Origin of the sequence: Peribacillus sp. NPDC097895, from assembly GCF_050277555.1 — a bacterium.
In the GTDB taxonomy this organism is placed as follows: Bacteria; Bacillota; Bacilli; order Bacillales; family DSM-1321; genus Peribacillus.
The window spans coordinates 164,268-187,133 of sequence record NZ_JBNNSH010000002.1; the positions used below are offsets into that span (position 1 = coordinate 164,268).

Annotated in this window: 16 protein-coding genes; 1 reads left to right on the forward strand and 15 read right to left on the reverse strand. The window is 43.0% G+C overall.

The window, feature by feature from the left end; all coding sequences use genetic code 11:
* Window positions 1-36 precede the first annotated feature (36 nt).
* Together ACQKMH_RS12075 and ACQKMH_RS12080 are read right to left on the reverse strand one after the other, a co-directional pair.
* Window positions 37-912 carry a YicC/YloC family endoribonuclease gene (locus tag ACQKMH_RS12075; protein WP_427587713.1) on the reverse strand — a complete coding sequence of 292 codons (876 nt, stop codon included), beginning with the start codon at window positions 910-912 and terminating at the stop codon, window positions 37-39.
* Window positions 913-1,067: 155 nt separating this feature from the next.
* Entirely contained in the window at window positions 1,068-3,746 is a 2,679-nt protein-coding gene (locus ACQKMH_RS12080) for a calcium-translocating P-type ATPase, SERCA-type (protein ID WP_427588490.1), read from the reverse strand.
* Window positions 3,747-4,177: 431 nt separating this feature from the next.
* Between ACQKMH_RS12080 and ACQKMH_RS12085 the strand changes: the two genes are divergently transcribed.
* The gene (locus tag ACQKMH_RS12085; RefSeq protein ID WP_427587714.1) at window positions 4,178-5,899 is read left to right on the forward strand and encodes an Rqc2 family fibronectin-binding protein; all 1,722 of its coding nucleotides are present in this window, start codon (window positions 4,178-4,180) and stop codon (window positions 5,897-5,899) included.
* A 57-nt stretch (window positions 5,900-5,956) separates the two neighbouring features.
* Here ACQKMH_RS12085 and pyrE read toward each other — a convergent pair whose 3' ends face one another.
* The 13 genes from pyrE to ileS all read right to left on the reverse strand — a co-directional run bounded on the left by pyrE (window position 5,957) and on the right by ileS (window position 22,754).
* Window positions 5,957-6,592, reverse strand: coding sequence for an orotate phosphoribosyltransferase (gene pyrE, locus ACQKMH_RS12090; RefSeq protein WP_427587715.1), 636 nt, complete (start codon window positions 6,590-6,592; stop codon window positions 5,957-5,959).
* The gene (gene pyrF / locus ACQKMH_RS12095; RefSeq protein ID WP_427587716.1) at window positions 6,586-7,302 is read right to left on the reverse strand and encodes an orotidine-5'-phosphate decarboxylase; all 717 of its coding nucleotides are present in this window, start codon (window positions 7,300-7,302) and stop codon (window positions 6,586-6,588) included. The genes pyrE and pyrF overlap by 7 nt, the downstream gene beginning before the upstream one ends.
* Window positions 7,274-8,215 carry a dihydroorotate dehydrogenase gene (locus ACQKMH_RS12100; protein WP_427587718.1) on the reverse strand — a complete coding sequence of 314 codons (942 nt, stop codon included), beginning with the start codon at window positions 8,213-8,215 and terminating at the stop codon, window positions 7,274-7,276. The genes pyrF and ACQKMH_RS12100 overlap by 29 nt, the downstream gene beginning before the upstream one ends.
* Window positions 8,212-8,991 carry a dihydroorotate dehydrogenase electron transfer subunit gene (locus ACQKMH_RS12105; RefSeq protein ID WP_427587719.1) on the reverse strand — a complete coding sequence of 260 codons (780 nt, stop codon included), beginning with the start codon at window positions 8,989-8,991 and terminating at the stop codon, window positions 8,212-8,214. Before ACQKMH_RS12105 ends, ACQKMH_RS12100 begins: the two co-directional genes overlap by 4 nt.
* A complete protein-coding gene (gene carB, locus ACQKMH_RS12110; protein WP_427587720.1) occupies window positions 8,988-12,194 on the reverse strand; it encodes a carbamoyl-phosphate synthase large subunit in 3,207 nt (1,068 codons plus the stop codon). The genes ACQKMH_RS12105 and carB overlap by 4 nt, the downstream gene beginning before the upstream one ends.
* Complete coding sequence (locus ACQKMH_RS12115; protein WP_427587721.1) at window positions 12,173-13,279, reverse strand: carbamoyl phosphate synthase small subunit; 1,107 nt, start codon at window positions 13,277-13,279, stop codon at window positions 12,173-12,175. The genes carB and ACQKMH_RS12115 overlap by 22 nt, the downstream gene beginning before the upstream one ends.
* On the reverse strand, window positions 13,276-14,562 hold the full coding sequence (locus tag ACQKMH_RS12120) for a dihydroorotase (RefSeq protein WP_427587722.1): 1,287 nt from the start codon (window positions 14,560-14,562) through the stop codon (window positions 13,276-13,278). Before ACQKMH_RS12120 ends, ACQKMH_RS12115 begins: the two co-directional genes overlap by 4 nt.
* Window positions 14,525-15,460, reverse strand: a complete 936-nt coding sequence (locus ACQKMH_RS12125; RefSeq protein ID WP_427587723.1) for an aspartate carbamoyltransferase catalytic subunit — start codon at window positions 15,458-15,460, stop codon at window positions 14,525-14,527. The genes ACQKMH_RS12120 and ACQKMH_RS12125 overlap by 38 nt, the downstream gene beginning before the upstream one ends.
* Before the next feature lie 200 nt (window positions 15,461-15,660).
* Window positions 15,661-16,950 carry a solute carrier family 23 protein gene (locus ACQKMH_RS12130; protein ID WP_427587724.1) on the reverse strand — a complete coding sequence of 430 codons (1,290 nt, stop codon included), beginning with the start codon at window positions 16,948-16,950 and terminating at the stop codon, window positions 15,661-15,663.
* A 177-nt stretch (window positions 16,951-17,127) separates the two neighbouring features.
* Window positions 17,128-17,673, reverse strand: coding sequence for a bifunctional pyr operon transcriptional regulator/uracil phosphoribosyltransferase PyrR (gene pyrR / locus ACQKMH_RS12135; protein ID WP_427587725.1), 546 nt, complete (start codon window positions 17,671-17,673; stop codon window positions 17,128-17,130).
* Between the two features lie 192 nt (window positions 17,674-17,865).
* Window positions 17,866-18,783 carry an RluA family pseudouridine synthase gene (locus tag ACQKMH_RS12140; protein ID WP_427587726.1) on the reverse strand — a complete coding sequence of 306 codons (918 nt, stop codon included), beginning with the start codon at window positions 18,781-18,783 and terminating at the stop codon, window positions 17,866-17,868.
* Window positions 18,776-19,246 carry a signal peptidase II gene (gene lspA, locus ACQKMH_RS12145; RefSeq protein WP_427587727.1) on the reverse strand — a complete coding sequence of 157 codons (471 nt, stop codon included), beginning with the start codon at window positions 19,244-19,246 and terminating at the stop codon, window positions 18,776-18,778. Before lspA ends, ACQKMH_RS12140 begins: the two co-directional genes overlap by 8 nt.
* Window positions 19,247-19,985: 739 nt before the next feature.
* Window positions 19,986-22,754, reverse strand: a complete 2,769-nt coding sequence (gene ileS / locus ACQKMH_RS12150) for an isoleucine--tRNA ligase (protein WP_427587728.1) — start codon at window positions 22,752-22,754, stop codon at window positions 19,986-19,988.
* Window positions 22,755-22,866: the final 112 nt, after the last annotated feature.

Below are 22,866 nucleotides of genomic sequence, written 5' to 3' on the forward strand. Positions count from 1 at the left end.
ATCTATTGTCACCTTGTTACGTACATCATAAACCGACTACTCGATATTTTGAACCTGTTCTTTTAATTTTTCAAGTAGACTTTTCATTTCCACCACTTCTTTGGTAATGGCCGAATCATTAGCCTTTGATCCTATCGTATTAACTTCCCGATTCATTTCCTGGACTAGGAAGTCAAGTTTTCTACCAATTGGTTCACTATGGGTAAGCGTCCTTGAAAATTGCTGTACATGGCTTTCAAGTCTCGTCAGTTCTTCATTTATATCACATTTATCAGCAAAAATGGCCGCTTCTGTCACAATACGGCTATCTTCAATCAATCCGTCTGCCAACTCAGCTAGTTTGATTTCCAACCGGGCTTTATATTTCTCGACGACAGAAGGTGCATAATTTTTGAGCCCTGCTACAATCTCACCAAACTTTTTAAGCTGATGGTTCATGTCCAGGACCAGTTCCTGACCTTCCTGAGTCCGCATTTTTTTCAAATTTTCCAAGGCCCCAGTGGCAGCCTTCAATAACAGGGCTCCCAAATCGGCAGGTACCACCGGTACTTCTTCCGTGATGAAAATTGATTCAAGCTGCAGCATATCCTGTAATGTAATGGAACTTTCCAGATTATATTTCCCCTTGACTTCATCCATCAAATTCACATACTGATTAGCTAGATCCCAATCAATCTTCACCTTTTTGGAAACCAGGCTCTCACCTTCCACTGTAATGAAGATTTCCACCCGTCCCCTTCTTATGTATTGATTCGCCTTTTTCTTCAGCTTTTCTTCCAAAACCAGAAGCTGGCGCGGCATTCGAATCGTATATTCACAAAAACGATGGTTCACCGTCTTAATTTCGGCTAAAACCTTGACCTGGTCGTTTTCAGCTTCTTCTCTTCCATAGCCCGTCATACTGGTAACCATGGTTTCACTTCCTATCAAACATAATGTAGTAATTTGGCATTTACATTCATTATATATCAGCTAATAGCTGAAACGCTTTAGCTTTCAAATAAAAGACTACAAAAATAAAAAGGCAATAGAGCAAAACTCTACCACCTTAAAGATTATAACATATTTCATTGCGCTTTTCTTGCTAAAAAGGTTCCAGCTAGTAAAAAAGTTGGGATGGACGACATTCCTACTACTAATAGCCAATCCCTCCCTGAAATCGGTACGGTATGGAAGATCGTTTGCAAAGGCTGCACATACATGACTGCAAGCATCAATAAGAGGGAAGACAGTACCGCACCCACTAGATAGAGGTTACCGAATGGATTTCTCGAGAAGATCGAACGTTCACTTCGGCAATCGAAAACGTGTATTAGTTGAGCAAGAACAAGGGTAGCGAACGCGATTGTTTGTGCATACGGAAGGTTATCCGGATTTGCACGGTATACCACATAAAATGCTATCAGTGTTGAAATTCCAATGAGAAAACCGCGTGAGATGATCTTCCAGCCAAGGCCTCTGCCGAAAACACCTTCCTTAGCATTTCTGGGATTTCTTTTCATCACATCTTCTTCTGCCGAATCCAATCCCAACGCCATCGCAGGAAGTCCGTCCGTAACAAGGTTCACGAATAAGATTTGGATTGGAATCAAAGGTAGGGGCAAAGCACATAGCATCGCAAAAAACATGACCAAAATCTCCCCAACATTGGAAGCAAGCAAGTATCGGATGAACTTCCTGATGTTTTCATAAATGTTCCTGCCTTCTTTAATGGCCGATTTAATGGTTGCAAAATTATCATCAACCAATATCAAGGAAGATGCCTCTTTAGCGACATCAGTCCCGGTGATACCCATGGAGATACCGATATCCGCTGATTTTATTGCAGGTGCATCATTGACACCGTCCCCTGTCATGGCAACGACATGTCCTTTATTTTGCAAGGCTTTTACGATTTTCAACTTATGTTCCGGGGAAACGCGGGCAAATACCGAAACACTTTCCACTAATTCCTCAAGCTCACCGACTTCCATGTCGGTCAATTGCCGCCCTTCAAGTACACGGTCTTTTCCTTTTAAAATACCAAGCTCTTTGGCTATTGCCTTTGCGGTTATTACATGATCGCCAGTAATCATGACTGTTTTGATTCCTGCATCACGGCATTCCTTAACTGCCTGCTTCACTTCCGGTCGTGGAGGATCAATCATGCCCTGCAGTCCCATAAAGGTCAAATTGCGTTCTGCTTCTGTTTCATGAAGCAAAATCTGTCCTTTTGAAAGTGGTTTATAACCAACGGCAATCATTCGAAGTGCCTGTGAGGCAAGCTCATTCATGTCCTGTTGCACCCTTTCCTTACTTTCGCGATTCAATATTTCCGACTTTCCTTCCCAAAGAATCGTATCTGACTGAGCGATCAATACGTCAGGGGCCCCTTTGACAATGACGAAATGGTTATCTTTATCATCCTTCACTATGACACTCATCATTTTGCGGCTCGAGTCGAATGGAAACTCCTTGACTATTGTAAACCTCTTTGATAGGTGTTCCCTCGTCAAGCCTGCTTTCATTGCCGCGACCAACATCGCCCCTTCTGTCGGATCACCGTCTAATACATATTGTTTTCTATTCTCATTTAACTCAGCTTTATTACAGAGCATTCCGAAGGTAATGATCTGAAGCAAGGCATTATGGTTTTTTGGAGCGACTGAAACTCCCCGTAAAGAAAACTCCCCTACAGGATTATACCCAGTCCCGCTGACATCCCAAGTTTTCCCCCCGCTCCAAACTTTCGTTACTGTCATTTTGTTTTGCGTCAGTGTACCTGTTTTATCTGAGCAAATAACCGTTGCACAACCAAGCGTTTCGACTGCAGGAAGCTTACGGACAATCGCTTTTTGTTTAATCATACGCTGAACGCCCAAAGACAAGGCTACAGTCACAATGGCCGGCAAACCTTCAGGAATCGCCGCAACTGCCAAAGATACCCCTGCTAAAAACATCGTATACAGATCATGCCCTTGAATGACGCCAGTCAGCACGACGATAACCGTTAATATCAAAGCCGTGACGATCAAAATTTTACCTAGCTGTTCCAACCGCCGTTGAAGCGGCGTTTCTTTTGTTTCTGCCGTCTGAAGCAGGTCAGCAATCTTGCCCATTGCCGTGTTCATTCCTGTAGCGATGACTATTCCGACTCCATTCCCTCTTGTAACCATTGTTCCCATAAAAGCCATATTTTCTTGATCACCGATACCATCGACCTCATTCATCACTGGATCGGAACATTTAACAGCCGGGAGTGACTCGCCGGTAAGTGCCGACTCTTCGATTTCAAGGCTTGAATGGTCGACAATCCGCAAATCGGCGCCAATTCGGTCACCGCTGGAAAACTTCAGGATATCCCCCACAACGACTTCTCTCGAAGGGATTTTCAGCCAATGATCATCCCGAAGTACGTTGACTTGCGGTGCCGCCATTTCCTTTAGGGCATCCAGTGACTTTTCAGCCTTCCGTTCTTGAAAAAAACCTAGTAATCCATTCAAAAAAACAATCGCCATGATGGCAATCGCATCGATATATTCACCCAAAATCCCAGAGACCAAGGTCGCTGCAAGTAAAACTATAACCATGAAATCTTTGAATTGTGCGAAAAATAAAAGAATGGCTGATTGTTTTTCCCCTTCCTTCAACTCGTTATAACCATGCTTTCGCAGCCTGTCCTTTACTTCATCATCGTCCAAACCGTGTGTAACGTTTGTTTGAAGCGCTTTCTCCATTTCTTGATTATTCATTTCCTTGAACTCCATCAAGTATCACACATCCCTTTGAATAGAATGAAATAGGCCCCTGTATACATCTCAAAACAGGCGCTACTTGGCTTAACTCATCCAACACCTGCCCGCTTACCGATACATAAAACAACCTGCTCTTCTTCCATGATTATTCAGACTCGTCCAAAATAATGCTATAATTAAACAGAATTGCGGAAAGAAGAAAGAACCAAAAATGAAATTGTGGATAAAAGTCATGAATGCATGATGAAATAGGTAAATTTTGTTCGTTAAAACAGGAGCTTTTAAAAAAAACATCCATTCAATATATCTGAACCTGCCCACTCCAGCTTTTCACCTAGTTCCACTAAATTTGTGATTGCAGAATATTTGGCTAGCCTCTTATATATTGATAAAAAAAGTAATGAGTATCATAGAAAATCTTATGTAAAGGAAGTAAAAATAGAATGTCATTTGATGGATTATTTACGAAAGCGATGACGGAAGAAATCGCTGCTTTATTAAAAGGTGGACGAATCAATAAGGTACATCAGCCTTACAAAAATGAAGTAATATTGGTTGTTCGTGCTGGGGGTAAGAACCATAAACTCTTATTATCAGCCCATCCAAGTTATTCAAGGGTACAATTGACGGAAGAAAGTTATGAAAACCCAAAAGAGGCACCCATGTTCTGTATGCTTCTTAGGAAGCATCTCGAAGGTTACACAATAGAAGATATTTATCAGCATGAACTTGATCGGATGATCATTTTTGAGGTGAAGGGCCGCAACGAACTTGGTGATGTTTCTCAAAAGCAGTTAATCATTGAAATCATGGGCCGTCACAGCAACATTGTATTAGTTGATAAGGAACGGAATATGATTTTGGACAGCATTAAGCATGTCTCATATGCCGTGAACAGTTATCGTGCCATATTGCCAGGACAGGAATATAAGGTTCCTCCTGCGCAAGAAAAGGATAATCCATTCCAGGCTACTGATGACGATATCAGGAAGAATATTGACTTCAATGCAGGAAAACTTGATCGACAGCTTGTTGCCCACTTCTCGGGAATTTCACCTTTAGTTGCAAAGGAAGCCGTTTACCGGGCTGGATTGGCAAATAGCACAACCCTTCCTTCAGCTTTTTCAAGTCTGATCAAGGAAATCTCGGAACAAAAATATGCTGCAACCATCAAACAAGATGGCAATAAAGAAGTTTTTTATATGCTTTCACTTGAGCACCTGACAGGAAAACAGCGTACGTTTTCTTCATTAAGCGAGATGCTCGACAGATATTACTTCGGAAAGGCAGAACGAGATCGAGTTAAGCAGAAAAGCCAGGATGTCGAACGTTTCATTTCTAATGAAATCGAAAAGAACTCAAAAAAAATCGGGAAGCTCGAACGGACGTTAAAAGATACGGAACGTGGTGAACAGTATCAGTTGTTCGGTGAGCTGCTTACAGCTAATCTATATCAAATGAAAAAAGGCATGAAGGAAATTGAAGTCGTCAATTATTATGACGAAGAACAAAGCACGGTCACCATCCCGCTTGATCCATTAAAAAATCCATCCGATAATGCACAAAAGTACTTCTCAAGATACCAAAAGTCCAAAAACGCTGTCGGAGTCGTCCAAGAACAAATCGAAAAAACAAAGTTGGAATTGAAATACTTCGAAGCTTTGCATCAACAGCTCCAATCGGCATCACCTAGAGATATAGAGGAGATTCGCGAAGAACTTCAAGAAGAAGGATACATTCGGCAAAAAAAGAAAAAGGGCATGAAAAAACCTGCCAATGCAAAACCGCAGCTTGAAACCTATTATGCTACAGATGGTGATCTCATTTTTGTCGGGAAAAATAATAAACAAAATGATTACCTCACGAATAAGTTCGCACGTCGGGATGAAATTTGGCTTCATACCAAAGATATCCCTGGATCGCATGTAGTGATTCGAAATGAAACACCTAGTGAAGAAACGATAAAAGAGGCAGCCATATTAGCAGCTTTCTTCAGTAAAGCTAAACTTTCAAGTTCAGTGCCCGTTGACTTCACACAAGTTCGCCATGTGAAGAAACCGAATGGTTCAAAGCCTGGTTTCGTCATCTATGAACAGCAGCAAACCATATATATTACCCCAGACCCCGATATCGTCATTCGTTTAAAGGAAGCGGTAAAGGATTGATTCGTATATAAAAAAATAGAGGTGACACAATCCCACAAGATTGCGTCACCTCTATTTTTATGCTGAAATCCAAGCGGTATCTGCCGGATTCTCCCGCCACTTTTTAAGCTTTTCCAATTCATCTACTGTGATGTACCCTTTTTCATTAGCGACTTTGATCAAAGTCGAGTAGTCACTCAAGGAATGGTTTGTGATGCCTTCAGCTACGAACTTTTCTTTTCCCTTTTCTAATTCGTACGTAAAGATCGAAACGACTCCCAGAACATCACAGCCAGCTTCTTTAAGCGCGTTAACAGCTGTAATTACACTGCCGCCGGTTGAAATCAAATCTTCGACAACCACCACTTTTTGTCCTGGAACAGCGCGGCCTTCGATTTGATTTCCCTTTCCGTGCTCCTTCGCTTTGGAGCGAACATAGCACATCGGTGCATTTAACTTTTCGCTCACCCAGGCTGCATGCGGAATGCCGGCAGTTGCTGTGCCTGCAATGAGTTCTGCCTCAGGGAAATGCTGTTCAATCAATCCTTTTAATCCTTCCGCAATTTCATTGCGAACCTCCGGGTAAGAAAGGGTTAAGCGGTTGTCGCAATAAATCGGCGATTGAATACCCGATGCCCAAGTGAAGGGGTCATTCGGCTGAAGGTACACTGCTTTTATTTCTAATAGATGTTCGGCTATCTTTTGATTTAACATGATATTCCCTCCCAAGCTGCTTTCATATCCAAATAGGACTTTAATGGATCTTTAGCCCCCGTTATCGCTCTCCCGACGACGATGGCATCCGCTCCAAAATCCCTTGCCTGTTGTGGCGTGGCAATTCTTTTTTGATCATGCGTAAGTCCACCTGCACTTCGGATTCCAGGTGTGACTGTTAAAAATTCTTGGCCGATGCGTTCATGTATGTTCTTTACCTCATGAGTGGAACAAACAACGCCATCCAATCCTGCCTGTTGGGTAAGACTTGCATAATGGAGGACCGAATCCTCCAGAGATCCTGCAATGTTTTGCTCACTGTTCATTTGTTCCTGTGACGTGCTTGTCAGTTGGGTAACCCCTATGCATAACGGACGTTTTTTCCCTGCAGGCGTTCCCTTATCCAGGCCCTCTATGGCCGCCTCCATCATCCTTTGACCACCAGCTGCATGTACATTGACCATGTCCGCACCTAAAGTTGCTAAACCTGCCATGGCCATTTTGACCGTGTTCGGAATATCATGAAGCTTCAAGTCCAGAAACACATCATGGCCCCGTTCTTTTACGAAGGAAATAATGGATGGTCCATTTTGATAAAATAATTCCATCCCTACTTTTACAGCTAGTTTTTCCGAAGGAAACTGACTCAGGAAATGTTCTGTTTGAAGGAGGTCGGGAAAATCAAGGGCGATAATTAATGACTGCTTCATTCTGTTTCCAGCTCCTTCCGGTACATTCTGAAATATGGTCAAATCCAAGCTCATCCAACAATTTCGGTAATTCCTCGATGATTGTCGGGCATACAAATGGATCGACGAAGTTGGCAGTTCCCACCGCAACAGCACTTGCACCTGCATAGAAAAATTCAATGACGTCTTCTGCTGTCGCGATTCCCCCCATTCCGATTATGGGAATGGATACTTGTTGGCTTACCTCATAAATCATCCGGAGTGCGACTGGTTTTATTGCAGGACCCGATAGCCCACCCGTTCTGTTTGAAAGGATCGGCTTGCCGGTTTTTAAATCCAACCGCATACCGACTAATGTGTTTATCATTGTCAATCCATCGGCCCCGCCTTCTTCAACTGCCTTGGCCATTTCGACAATATTACTGACATTCGGTGAAAGCTTCACATATACAGGTACCGAAGATACTTCCTTAACGGCTTTGGTTACCTCTTTGGCAACTTCCGGCACAGTACCGAAAGCAATGCCGCCTTCTTTTACATTAGGACAAGAGATATTCAATTCAAGTGCTTTTACGTTCGGCACCTTACTTATGTCACTGGCAACCTTTACATAGTCCGTTATTTGAGAACCGGCAACGTTAGCGATAATAGGGACATCATACCCACCTAGCCAAGCCAGTTCTTCACTGATCACCTTTTCTAACCCTGGATTCTGCAGGCCGATGGCATTCAGCATACCCGAAGAGGTTTCAGCAACACGCGGAGTCGGATTACCGAACCTTGGCTCAGGAGTTGTCGCTTTTATCATGATCGCCCCAAGAATATCCAAGTTAAAAAATTGACTGTATTCGCGGCCGAATCCAAAGCAGCCAGATGCTGGCATGACCGGATTTTTTAAGTGTAAACCTGGTAACTCAACTGAAAGCCTGCTCATAATACCACCTCTCCTGCCCGGAATACGGGTCCATCGCTGCATACCTTTTTGTAACTGAAACCAGTTGGATCATCTCCTGTATGACACACACAGGCAAAGCATGCACCGATGCCGCAACCCATTCTTTCTTCAAGGGACAGGTAAAGCCTTTTCTCACCATAGCCTGCTTCCAACGCTTTTAACATCGGGGTCGGCCCACATGAATAGATCGTTGCAAACTCCTGCTCCAGCTTGTCAATCACAGTCGTAACAAATCCTTTTGTCCCATATGACCCATCCACTGTGGCAATATAGGTGTCACCTAATTCACTAAACTCTTTTTCATAAAAGATGGCTGATTTTGTCTGGAAGCCCAATACATGGATAACTCTTACACCATTGGCAACTAACATCTGTGATAATTGATACAGGGGCGGGACACCAATCCCACCACCAACCAATAACGCCGTTTCTCCCTTTTTTGCTTCATGAACGGGAAATCCGTTACCAAGAGGGCCAAGGATATCGACCGCTTCAGCCTGCTTACGCTGTGATAATAACGTCGTTCCTTTCCCTTCAGCCCGGTATATCATCGTGAACTGTTTTTCACTGCTGTTATAAGAAGAAATTGAAATCGGGCGTCTTAACAATGGCTCTGCGCCTTCTGTTGTCTTGACCTGGACAAACTGGCCTGGTTGTTTCATCTCTGAAACCAATTCACCTTGCAGCGTAAGTTCAAAGATGGATGGGGCCAGTTCTTTATGAGTTAACACCTTCATTCTTTCCTTCTTGATCATATATAGCTCACCTCACGACTTTTTTCCGTTTTCCCCATGGCTTCTGCCGAGAAGGTCATGGATTCTATCACTCTTAAAATGGCTTCTGCTGTATCGAGGGATGTTAGGCATGTCACACCATTTTCAACCGATTCACGTCGGATTCTAAAACCATCACGCGCCGGCTGCTTTCCTTTGGTCAAAGTATTTATGACAAATTGAGCTTCCCCGTTTCTGATGACATCCAATAGGTTTCTGCCTTCTTCGCCAATTTTGCCGACAATTGCAGTCGGGATGCCGGATTGCTCCATTAGGGCAGCAGTTCCGCTGGTAGCTATCAGCTTGAAACCGGCATTATGGAAGCGTCTTGCTAAACCGAGTGCTTCTTGCTTATCTTTATCCGATATCGTCAATAAGACCGAGCCATGACCCTTAATTTTGAAGCCGGAAGCGACGAGTCCTTTATATAAAGCCTTTTCAAGCGTGCTATCTTTTCCCATTACTTCACCAGTCGATTTCATTTCAGGTCCGAGTGAAATGTCCACACCTCTTAATTTCGCAAAAGAGAAGACTGGCACTTTCACATAAACCCCAGTTTGTTCTGCCACTAATCCGGATTGATACCCTTGGCTTTCAAGCGAATGACCCAGAATGGCCTTCGTCGCTAAGTTAGCCATCGGCACATTCGTAATTTTACTTAAGAATGGAACCGTTCGGCTTGAACGTGGATTTACTTCAATCACATACACTTCTTCATTGCTTATGACATATTGAATATTCAGGAGACCAACTATATTCAAGCCTTTTGCCAATCTGGTCGTGTAGTCAATGATCACTTCTTTTTGTTTTTCCGTTAAATTTTGGGGCGGATAAACTGCAATTGAATCACCGGAATGGACGCCAGCCCGTTCAATATGCTCCATGATTCCTGGGATGACGACCGTTTCGCCATCGGAAATCCCGTCGACCTCAACTTCTTTCCCCGTCAAGTATCGGTCAATCAGAACCGGATGATCTGGATTTATTTTAACGGCATTTTTCATGTAATGCAGCAGTTCTTCTTGTTTATAGACGATTTCCATCGCTCTTCCTCCAAGAACATACGATGGCCTTACTAATACCGGGTAACCAATATCATCTGCAATGACGATTGCTTCATCAACCGATGTAGCGGTTTTGCCCTTCGGCTGAGGAATGCCTAAATCCTTAAGGGCCTTTTCGAATTTATTGCGATTTTCTGCCCTATCCAGATCTTCCAGTGAAGTACCAAGGATTTTGACACCTCTTTCAACCAGTCCATCTGCAAGGTTTATCGCTGTCTGTCCGCCAAACTGGACGATGACACCTTCCGGTTTTTCCAAATCGATGACATGCATGACATCTTCAAGTGTCAATGGTTCGAAATAAAGTTTGTCGGAGATACTGAAATCCGTCGAAACGGTTTCGGGATTGTTGTTGATGATGATTGCTTCATATCCGGCTTCTTTGATTGCCCAGACCGAATGTACGGTGGCATAATCAAACTCTACCCCTTGCCCTATCCGAATTGGGCCAGACCCCAGTACGATGACACTTTTCTTGTCAGTGACGATGGATTCATTTTCATCTTCGTATGTTCCATAAAAATATGGTGTTTCCGATTCGAATTCCGCCGCACATGTATCCACCATTTTATAAACAGGGATGATTCCTTGCTTTTTCCGATACTCATAAACGTCGATTTCGGGAACTTCCCATATTTCTGCAATTGTTTTGTCAGAAAAGCCTAGTTCTTTAGCCTTTTGCAGAACTTCACAATTAAAGGAATGTTGTTTAAGCTCCTTTTCAAAGTCGATTATTTTTTTCAACTTATGCAAGAAGAATAAATCGATCTGGCTCCATTCGTGAATGGTTTCGATCGTTTTCCCCCTTCTTAATGCTTCACCGATATAGAATAACCGTTCATCTCCCGCTTTTCGGATCCGTTTCTCTATTTTTTCATCCTCAAACTCGTCATTCAATTCAAGATGGAATATACCCGCCTCAAGGGAACGCACAGCTTTTAAAATGGATTCTTCGAATGTACGGCCGATTGCCATGACTTCTCCGGTCGCTTTCATTTGTGTACCGAGCCTACGGTTCGCACTTTCGAATTTATCGAAAGGCCAGCGCGGGATTTTTGTAACGACATAGTCCAGTGCCGGTTCAAAGCTTGCATAAGTTTTGCCTGTGACCGGGTTCATCATTTCATCAAGCGTCAAACCAACAGCTATCTTGGCTGCAAGCTTTGCAATCGGATAGCCAGTTGCCTTTGAAGCAAGTGCCGACGAACGGCTGACCCTTGGGTTCACTTCAATGACGTAATACTGATAGCTGTTTGGATCTAGTGCAAGCTGAACATTACATCCACCTTCAATTTTCAAGGCACGGATAATCTTCAAAGACGTATTTCTAAGCATTTGATATTCTCTGTCACTTAATGTTTGGCTTGGTGCCGCAACGATTGAATCTCCTGTATGGACGCCGACAGGGTCGAAGTTTTCCATATTACAAACAACAATTGCATTATCATTGGAATCACGCATCACTTCATATTCCACTTCTTTGAAACCGGCGATACTCTTCTCAAGCAAACATTGGTGAACTGGACTGCTTTTCAGGCCGCCTTCTACTATTTCGATCAGTTGCTCTTCGTTTTCACAAATCCCTCCGCCTGTTCCGCCAAGTGTGAAGGCAGGACGTACGATGACCGGATAGCCGACTCGTTCCACGAATGTATAAGCCTCTTCCAAGTTATGAATAATGTCACTGTCAGGAACTGGTTCACCAAGATCATTCATAAGGGTACGGAAAAGGTCACGGTCTTCCGCTTGTTGGATGGCGGAAAGTTTCGTCCCAAGAATCTGCACGTTGCATTCTTCGAGAATTCCTGCCTCTGCCAATTCAACGGCCATGTTCAAGCCTGTCTGTCCGCCCAAAGTAGGTAACAGGGCATCTGGACGCTCTTTACGAATGATTTTGCTCACAAATTCCAAAGTGATCGGTTCGATATATACCGCATCAGCCATTTCACTGTCTGTCATGATTGTTGCAGGGTTAGAGTTAATCAGGATTACTCGATAGCCTTCTTCTTTTAAGGCGATACATGCTTGAGTTCCTGCGTAATCGAACTCGGCAGCCTGTCCGATGACGATCGGACCGGACCCAATTACTAGGATGCTTTTTATATCAGTGCGTTTTGGCATGTTGTTTCCCCCTTGGTAGTTGCAGTTTCAATCATTTGTAAAAATTCGTTGAATAAGTAGTTGGCGTCTTCCGGTCCTGGTGATGCTTCCGGGTGATATTGTACGGTGAAAGCTGGGTATTCTTTATGGCGCAATCCCTCAATCGTACCGTCATTCAATGCTGTATGTGTCACAATAAGGTCAGTCTTTTCAATGGAAAGCTCTTCGACCGTATATCCATGATTTTGAGAAGTGATGGATACCTTCCCAGTACGAAGGTCTTTAACCGGATGATTTGAACCTCGATGGCCGAATTTTAATTTTTCCGTATCTCCACCGTTTGCAAGCGCGAATAATTGATGGCCTAAACAGATGCCGAATAATGGCACTTTTGTTTGGACTGTACGGATCATTTCAAGCGTCTCAGGAACACTTTTCGGATCTCCAGGTCCGTTGGAAAGCATCACACCATCTGGATGATATTGCATTACTTCCTCAGCCGTGACGTTATAAGGCACGACCACGACATCACAACCGCGCTTCGTCAACTCACGCAAAATCCCATGCTTCATGCCATAGTCAACAAGAACTACCCGAGGGCCTCTGCCCGGACTTGAATAAGGTGCTTTTGTTGAAACCTGTTTCACTTGATTAGTAGGAATCACCGTTGCTTTCAACTGGGAAACAACTTCTTCGGCATTTTTATTGATATTGCAGAGCGCTCCTTTAAGTGCACCTGATTTCCTGATGATTCTTGTAAGTTTTCTTGTATCGATTCCGCTTATTCCAGGTATGTCCTTCATTTTCAAATATTCATCAAGTGATGACTGGTTGCGCCAGTTGGAAGGAAGGTCTGCTGTTTCCTTTACGACAAACCCTGATATCGCTGGATTGATGGATTCGAAGTCATCCCGGTTTATCCCGTAGTTTCCGATCAACGGATACGTTAGTGTAACGATTTGTCCGCAATAAGATGGATCGGATAGAATCTCCTGATATCCGGTCATTCCTGTGTTAAAAACGACTTCGCCGATTTTCTCTACATCTCCTCCGAATGCTTCCCCAAGGAAAACCGTTCCGTCTTCTAAAATAAGTTGTCTTTTCATCCTTGAACACGTCCTTTTTCCCAAGCTGTTTTTCCTTCAGAAATCGTCATGACTGGCCAGCCATAGCATTTCTTTTCATTGAAAGGTGTATTTTTCCCTTTTGAAGCAAACTCTTCATTATCAATTTCTTTTTCCGTTTCCAAATCGATCAGCACGATATCTGCAGTAGCGCCTTCCTTTAGCTCTCCATATGGAAGGGAGAAACTTTCAGATGGTTTGATCGTCATGAAATCGACCAATTGCTTTAATGTTATGATGCCCTTTTTGACCAATTCGGTGTAAAGCAACGGGAAGGCCGTCTCCAATCCTACTATTCCAAAAGGAGCTAGCTGCATTCCCTGCGCTTTTTCCTCGTCCGTATGTGGTGCATGGTCCGTGGCTATAAAATCGATGGTCCCATCAAGCAGGCCTTCTATCAACGCGTCCCGATCTTCCCTGCCTCTTAATGGAGGGTTCATTTTATAATTCGAATCAAGACCCGGTATATCATCTTCACACAATAATAAGTGATGTGGTGTAACTTCGGCTGTGACCCGGATACCGGCACGTTTGGCATCCCTTACCGTTCTTACCGATTCCTTCGTGGATATGTGACAAACATGATAATGGCAGTCCGCCGCTTCCGCTAGGAGGATATCCCGTGCAATATGTACAGCTTCGCATACTGACGGAATACCATTGATTCCCTGCTCTTTGGAGAATCTTCCTTCATGGACGGAGCCTTTATTGATTAAGCTATTATCTTCACAATGAGCAACTATCGCCATATCTTGCGCGGCTGCCCTTTTCATTGCTTCCAGCATCATCCCAGCTTCTTGAATCCCTACGCCATCGTCCGTAAAGGCGAAAGCACCCGTTTGTTTTAATGATGCAAAGTCGGTCAACTCTTTGCCTGCTTCCCTGATCGTGATGGATGCATAAGGTAGTACCCGGACATGCGCCGTTTCTTCAATTTTCCGGTTAAGTGCTTCAAGATTTTCCACTGTATCAGGAACAGGCCTTGTATTAGGCATCGCGGCTACTGTAGTGAAACCGCCTCTTGCTGCTGCAAGCGTTCCACTTGCGATTGTTTCCTTATGCTCTCCGCCCGGCTCGCGCAAATGGACATGCAGGTCAACGAACCCTGATGTAACAAGTAACCCTTTTGCATCGACAACCTTACAATTTTCCGTTGGCAAGTTTTCGCCGATCTTCGTGATGATTTTTCCTTCTATTTCAATGTCCGCTTTTTTGAATGAATTTTGATTATCTAGCAATACTCCATTTTTGATGACAGTTTTCATGGATAATTCCCCCTTCGGATTGTTCAAGCACATTTTTTAATACGGCCATTCTAATGAACACGCCATTTTCCATTTGTTTAAAAATTCTTGAGCGGTTGCATTCGACTAAATCACTGTCAATTTCAACACCGCGGTTTATTGGAGCAGGATGCATGATGATTGCGTCCGGTTTCATAGTTTTTTCGCGCTGTTTGGTTAGTCCAAAACTTTCCAGATAATCTCGGTTTGCCTGATCATATTTTTCATTATGTCTTTCATGCTGAATTCTGAGCAGCATGACCACATCAGATGTGGCTATCGCTTGATCGATGTTTTCATATCTTCCGAAGCTGTTCGTACTATCAAACCATTCAGGCGGACCTGAAAATACCACATTCGCTCCTAAACGAGTTAATGCTTCTGCATTCGATTTTGCAACCCGGCTATGCCTCACATCCCCGATTATCGAAATCTTCAGATCCTTGAAACTTTTAAACTCTTGTTTTATCGTCAATAAGTCTAGTAATGACTGAGTTGGATGATTCCCGCAGCCATCCCCTGCATTGATTATGGGAATCGTGACCTTCTCTTTCAACTCGTCAAAATAATTATCCTGCTCATGACGGATGATCAAGGCATTGACTCCTATTGCTTCAAGCGTTTTAACTGTGTCATATAAGGTTTCGCCTTTTAACACGGATGATGTACCGGCATCAAAAGGAATGACCTCCAGTCCTAGTTTTCTTTCAGCCATTTCAAAGCTTGATTTTGTTCGTGTACTTGGTTCAAAGAACAGATTGGCAACAGTGGTAAGCTGTTTAGGATTCCAGCTCGATCCGTTAGCAAATCCCTCTGCCTCAAGTAGAATTCTTTCAATTTCAGTTATGGTCAATTCATTCATGGTCAATAATTTTTTCATCGATCCTGCTCCTTTCACAATTGTGATGCGGGGCATAAAAAACACCCCGCCATTAAGGACAGGGTGTAGGTCATAAAGACTTGTGAGGACCGGGACCGGTTTTCACCTTTTTCCCGTTCTCCTCCATCTTTACAGCAACACCCTTTTAAGCCTCTCTGGACTTCTTTTAAAAGGTGATCTATTGTTTGATGCAGTTTTACTTATTTTTCAAAAATGTCTCCGGATATTTTTTCACGGTCCGGTAAAATCAAGTTAAGCAGGATTCCGACTATGGCTGAAAGTGCCATTCCGGATAGGGATACCGTATCTGATAGTTGGACGAAAGCCCCCCCGATCCCTAACACCAGGATCACTGAAGCTATCATCAGGTTCCTTTTTTTATCAAAATCAACCTTATTATCAATCAGCATCCTTAATCCACTTGATGCGATAATACCGAAGAGTAAGATTGAAATGCCGCCCATCACCGCAGTAGGTATCGAGCTTATGACCGCTGAGATTTTACCGTTAAAGCCAAAGATGATTGCCGTTAACGCTGCCCCTCCGATGATATACACACTATATGCCTTTGTCATCGTCAAGACCCCAATATTTTCACCATATGATGTCAGCGGTGGCCCACCGATCAAGGAACCAATCATGATTCCCGCTCCATCTCCGAAAATCGAGCGATGCAAACCGGGCTTTTCCAAAAAGTTTCTGCCGACGACTTTACTCAGTACCATCTGGTGCCCGATATGTTCTGATAAAGTGACGATGGCGACCGGTACCATGATGGCAATGACTTCCCATGAGAAGGTCGGTGTATAGGTTACATAAGGAAACATGAATTCAGGCAGTTCCCACCATTGTGCTGACTTGATCGGTTCATAATCTATTATTCCAGCAACGGCCGAACAGCTGTACCCCACTATAATCCCCATTAAAATGGGAATCAAGTTAATGAATCCCTTAAAGAACACGTTGCAGATGATGGTTACCGCTAAAGTGATTAGCGCTATAATTATATATGTGACGCTATATTTATCTTGTGGATCATACATCGCCATGTCCACTGCCGTTCCGGCAAGGCTTAATCCGATTACGATAATGACCGGACCCACCACAACCGGAGGGAGTATATTCATTAACCAGCGCAATCCGACTTTTTGGATAATCAAAGCTACAATCCCATATATGAACCCTGCTGCGAAACAGCCAATCATGGCCGCCTCGGGTCCTCCTAAAGCCTTTGCCGCAATGATTGGCGTAATGAAGGCGAATGATGAACCGAGATAAGCCGGTATCTGACCTTTTGTGATCAACAAGTAAGATAGTGTACCTAAGCCGCTTGATACAAGTGCGACTGCTGGGCTTAACCCTACCAAGAATGGCACCAGTACTGTTGCACCGAACATGGCGAACAAGTGTTGGATGCTTAGCGTAATCCACTGACCAACCTTTGGCACGTCCTCGACATCAAGTACGATATCCCTTTTTGTTTCTTTCATTTCGGTATCCCCCTCATGAAAATTGCTTCAAAACCGCAAAAACCCTCTTTGCAGTATATACAAAGAGGGTTTCTCGGAAAGCGCATGCCTATACATAGGCACTCATCGCCGATTGACTCCCCTTTGCCAGCCTCTCTGGACTGTCTTTAAAAGGGTTTTATGAAATTTTCATGTTTATCATTTTTCTAATATAGTGACTTGATCTATTTCATCTACTTCTGTTAAAGTAACGGTAATTTTTTCAGATTGTGATGTCGGAACGTTTTTCCCGACAAAATCGGCACGTATCGGCAATTCCCTATGTCCTCTGTCAACTAACACTGCGAGCTGAATTTGCGACGGTCTTCCCAAATCCACCAGAGCATCCATTGCAGCTCTAACAGTCCTGCCTGTGAAAAGAACATCATCAACCAAAATCACTTTCTTGTCGCTGATATTGACCGGGATGTCTGACCCTTTCACGACGGGTTCACCATCATTGCTCTTTTTCGAGAGGTCATCGCGGTAAAGTGTAATATCCAGTTCACCTAGCTCGATTTCCTTACCTTCTATTTGATTGATTCGTTTAGCAAGTCGATCAGCGAGGAATATCCCGCGTGTACGGATCCCGATTAAGACGCAGTTTTCAATGCCCTTATTTTTTTCAATGATTTCATGGGCAATTCTCGTCAAGGCTCTGCTAATGGCCTTTTCATCAAGTACTATCGCTTTCTCATTCAACATATCGGCCACCTCGATCCCTTTTTACTGATAGGTCTTTTTCAACAAAAAATCCTCATGCCAAGAAGGCATGAGGATTTTATCGCCATGGGTAGAATTATCCCACTAGCGTATCCGTTTCCTTCTCAGTCTCTCTGTACTGTGTTAAAGGTTCTTGTTAAGTTATTATTATAATATATCATATAAACGGGTTTGTCAATCCTTACTTCTACGTAATTGATTAATTAGATTTTCAAACTCTTCCGGAATTGGAGCTTCGAATTCCATATACTCATTTGTACGCGGATGAACGAAACCAAGTAGACCGGCATGCAATGCTTGTCCATCTAAATTAAGAGTCTTCTTCGGACCATATTTCGGATCTCCTGCAAGCGGGAAACCAATATACTTCATGTGAACACGAATTTGATGTGTCCTTCCTGTTTCAAGCTGGCATTCCACTAAAGTAAACGCATTGAAACGTTCGATGACCCGGAAATGTGTGACAGCATTTTTAGAATTGGTATCTGTTACAGTCATGCTTTGACGATCCTTTTTATCCCGGCCGATCGGAGCATCAATCGTTCCGAAATCATGCGGGATAACACCATGTACTACTGCTTGATACTTACGGGTAACCGTTTTGTCAACAAGCTGCTGTACGAGTTTTTCATGTGCCATATCATTTTTGGCAACCATCAATAGACCTGATGTATCTTTATCGATTCGATGAACGATACCAGGGCGCATTACTCCGTTGATCCCAGAAAGATCTTTGCAGTGAGCCATCAATCCATTTACAAGCGTGCCAGATACATGTCCTGGTGCTGGGTGGACGACCATGCCGCTCGGTTTATTAACCACGAGAACATCTGCATCCTCATAATAGATATCCAAATTCATTTCCTCTGCCACCGCATCCAATTCCTCAAGATCCGGAATCGTAACTTCGATCGTATCGCCAGGAACGGATTTGTAATTCGTCTTAATAGCCAAGCCATTTACTAAAACATGGTCGTCTTTAATCCATTGCTGGATTTGAGTACGTGACCATTCCTCATTCAAAGTGGAAAGAGCCTTATCAATCCTGACTCCTTTTAGTGTTTCATCGATGCTGTATAACCTTTTATCCATTATCTTTCTCCTTACCGTTTTTTTCTTCTAAAAACATATGAATCACGAGCAGTCCGACACCAATTGAAAGCGCAGCATCAGCAACATTAAATACCGGGAAACTGTAGCTGAAAATATAGGTGTGAACGAAATCCACTACTTCTTGGCGAACAATACGATCGATGAAATTACCAATCGCACCTCCTAGCATGAGAGCAAGGGCCACTCCAAGCAAACGGCTTTCCTTCGCCATTTTCTGAATATAATAGACAAGTCCAATAATGACAGCGATGGTGATGATGTAGAAAAACCACATTTGACCTTGTAGAATTCCCCATGCTGCCCCACGATTACGATGCGAGGTGATATATAGAAGGTTTTCAATAATTTCAATGCTTTCTCCGTACTCCATTTTTTTCACAATCATCCATTTTGTCAGCTGATCGAGAGCTATGACCAAAAGGGCAATCAAATAATAAAACACATTTTTTCCCCCAAACTAATCAAATCTTCACTTTTGAATTGTAGCATAAACTAGAAATAATGACTAATACGAAAAACAAAAGGCTGTTAGCTGGATTTGGAGAATACAGGGCAGATTTGAAAAGAAAACAATACCTTTTGGATGACGATCTATTTTCAATAAGAATTTTAGCCTTTTCTGTTTGCATTCCCACAAAAAAAACCGGACCCTTTACATAGGAACCGGTCAGTTTATAGACAAAAAGGTAGTTAGTAATGGATGCTGGTGTTTTGTAAGCTGTATCTGCGGCAACAGCTTACAGTTTTCCAACTTTCTCAATCACTTGTACAAACAGAGCCTCCAAGATATGACTATTATGCGTATTTTCGGGTGAACTATAGTTCCCCAACACAAATCCTGCAGTCTGTTGCTGCATGGAAAATGAATAGGCAAACTTCTGGAGGAAATGGCTTCTTTTCACTGTTTTCAATAATACTTTTATTTTAAAACAAAAAAGACTGTAGGTAAAAGGTGTTCCATCTACATGTTAAAACAAAGTAGAATGGAATGGGTGTTCGAGACTCCTGCCGGAATACGCGTCCAAGGGAGACCCTACAGGCGCCCGCGGAAAGCGAGTGCCAGAAGTGCAATTCAATGTGAAAATGTAAAAACAAAAAAACTGTAGACAAACTCAATTATTATTGAGTTTGTCTACAGTCTGACCGATCCCATCATTTAGGGACCGACATTCGTTTTGAAATTACTGATTTACATAATGCTCTTTCACGACTGTTGCACAACGCGGGCAGAGTGTTGGATGCTCTTCCACTTGACCTACCTCTTTCGAAACATTCCAGCAACGTTCACACGTTTCACCTTCTGCTTTTGTAACAAGAATCGCGATATCCTCAAGTTTAACTGCTTCTGATGGGGCACTTGCCACATCGCCAGCGATTTCAAATTCGGATACGATGAATAATTGTTCAAAGCTCTCCTTGATACCATCAAGCAGATTCTTCGTTTCTTCATTAACATATACCATCACTTTAGCGTTCAGTGATTTTCCGATGACCTTCTGGTTACGAGCTTCTTCTAATGCTTTTAGTACATTGTCACGGAGATTCATGAACGCCGTCCATTTTTCTTCAATGACTTCAGCATTATCGATGGAAATTTCTTCAGGCATCAATGTCAACTGTACACTTTCTTCCGTTACACCAGGAATGAACGCCCATACTTCATCAGCGGTATGCGAGAGAATTGGTGAAACCAATTTCGTTAAGCTTACCAATGCTTCGTAAAGGACCGTTTGAATGGCCATACGCTCTTTACCGTTTGGTGCTTCACAATATAAAATGTCTTTTGCATAATCAAGGTAGAACGAACTTAAATCCTGTGTGCAGAAATTATTGACCATATTATAAATTGTAGCAAACTCATAATTTTCAAAACCCAGTTTCGACTGAGTGATCAATTTATTCAATTTAACTAACATGTAGCGATCGACTTCAGGTAATTCTTGGACTGCCACTTTATCAGTATCTGGATTGAATCCATCCAAGTTTCCTAACAGGAAGCGGAATGTATTCCGGATTTTACGGTACACTTCCGAAACTTGTTTTAAAATAGGATCGGAAACCCTGACATCCGATTGGTAATCCACAGAAGCAACCCAAAGACGTAAAATATCTGCACCCAGTTGGTTCATGACCTTAGATGGAAGGACAACGTTCCCAATCGATTTACTCATTTTACGGCCTTCGCCATCTAAAGCGAATCCGTGGCTCAGAACTCCCTTGTACGGTGCTTTTCCTGTTACGGCAACACTTGTAGAAAGTGATGAGTTAAACCAGCCGCGGTATTGATCGGAACCTTCCAAATAAAGGTCAGCAGGCCGCTGCAAGTCTTCTCTTTCCTCAAGTACCGCTTGATGTGAAGAACCTGAGTCAAACCATACGTCCATGATATCCGTTTCTTTTGTAAAGATACCATTCGGACTGCCTTCATGTGTATAGCCCTCCGGCAGTAGATCCTTCGCTTCCCGTTCAAACCAGATGTTCGAACCATGTTCACGGAATAGGTTTGAAATATGGTTGATCGTTTCATCGGTAATGATTGGCTCGCCGTTTTCTGCATAAAGGACTGGAATTGGTACACCCCATGCACGTTGACGGGAAATACACCAATCTCCGCGATCACGGACCATATTGAATAGGCGGGTTTCGCCCCATGCAGGTACCCATTTAGTTTCTTCAATTGCTTCCAGAAGTTCACTGCGGAAGTCTTTGATTGAAGCAAACCATTGTGCCGTTGCACGGAAGATTGTCGGTTTCTTCGTCCGCCAATCATGTGGATATGAATGTGTAATGAACGTCAAGTTCAATAACGCGCCTGCTTCTGTTAATTTTTCAGTAATTGGTTTATTCGCTTGATCATAAAATAATCCAGCAAATTCCCCTGCCTCTTCCGTCATGACTCCTTTTTCATCTACAGGACAAAGTACATCCAAGCCGTATTTTTGTCCAATGATAAAGTCATCTTCACCATGTCCAGGCGCCGTATGAACACAACCCGTACCAGCTTCAGTTGTTACATGCTCACCCAACATCACTAATGAATCGCGGCCATATAGAGGGTGTTTCGCAACGGCGCGATCCAACTCGCTCCCTTTTACCGTTTTCAAGATTGACGGGTTATCCCAACCTAGGGTTTCTGTAACTGATTCAAGAAGCGCCTCAGCAATTAAGAATTTTTCATTTTCAACAGCAACTACCACGTAATTTAATTGCGGATGCAATGAGATACCAAGGTTTGCAGGAATCGTCCAAGGAGTTGTCGTCCAGATGATGATTTTTACGCCCTCTTCGATTACACCTTTGCCATCTGTGACCTCAAAAGCAACGTAGATCGATGCAGAACGTTTGTCTTGATATTCAATTTCAGCTTCGGCAAGGGCTGATTCACTTGATGGAGACCAGTAAACAGGTTTTTTGCCTTTATAAATATAGCCTTTTTTCGCCATATCACCGAAGACCTTGATTTGCTGTGCTTCATATTCAGGTTTTAACGTGATATAAGGATTATCCCAATCTCCACGGACCCCTATTCTTTTAAACTGCTCACGTTGATTGTCAATCTGAACGTAAGCATACTCTTCACAAAGCTTTCTGAATTCAGCTACGCTCATTTCTTTCCGTTTCACGCCTTTTTTTGTCAATGCCGTTTCGATTGGAAGCCCATGTGTATCCCAACCAGGAACATATGGTGCTTGAAAACCGCTCATTGATTTGAAACGGACAATGAAATCCTTTAATACTTTGTTCATTGCATGGCCCATATGGATATCACCGTTAGCATATGGAGGTCCATCATGCAAAATGAATAAAGGGCGCCCTTCCGTTTGTTCTTGCACTTTTTTATAGATGTTCATTTCTTTCCATTTCTCTTGGATTTCCGGCTCACGCTTCGGCAAGTTTCCACGCATTGGAAATTCAGTTTTAGGCATCAATAAGGTATCTTTGTATTCCATCTTAAAATCCTCCATCCGTCTTTACAAAATTTCATTCGAACCTAGACATAGATATCCGGCCAAAATAAAAAGCCCTCTCATCCCTAAAAAAGGGACGAGAAAGCTTTGCTTC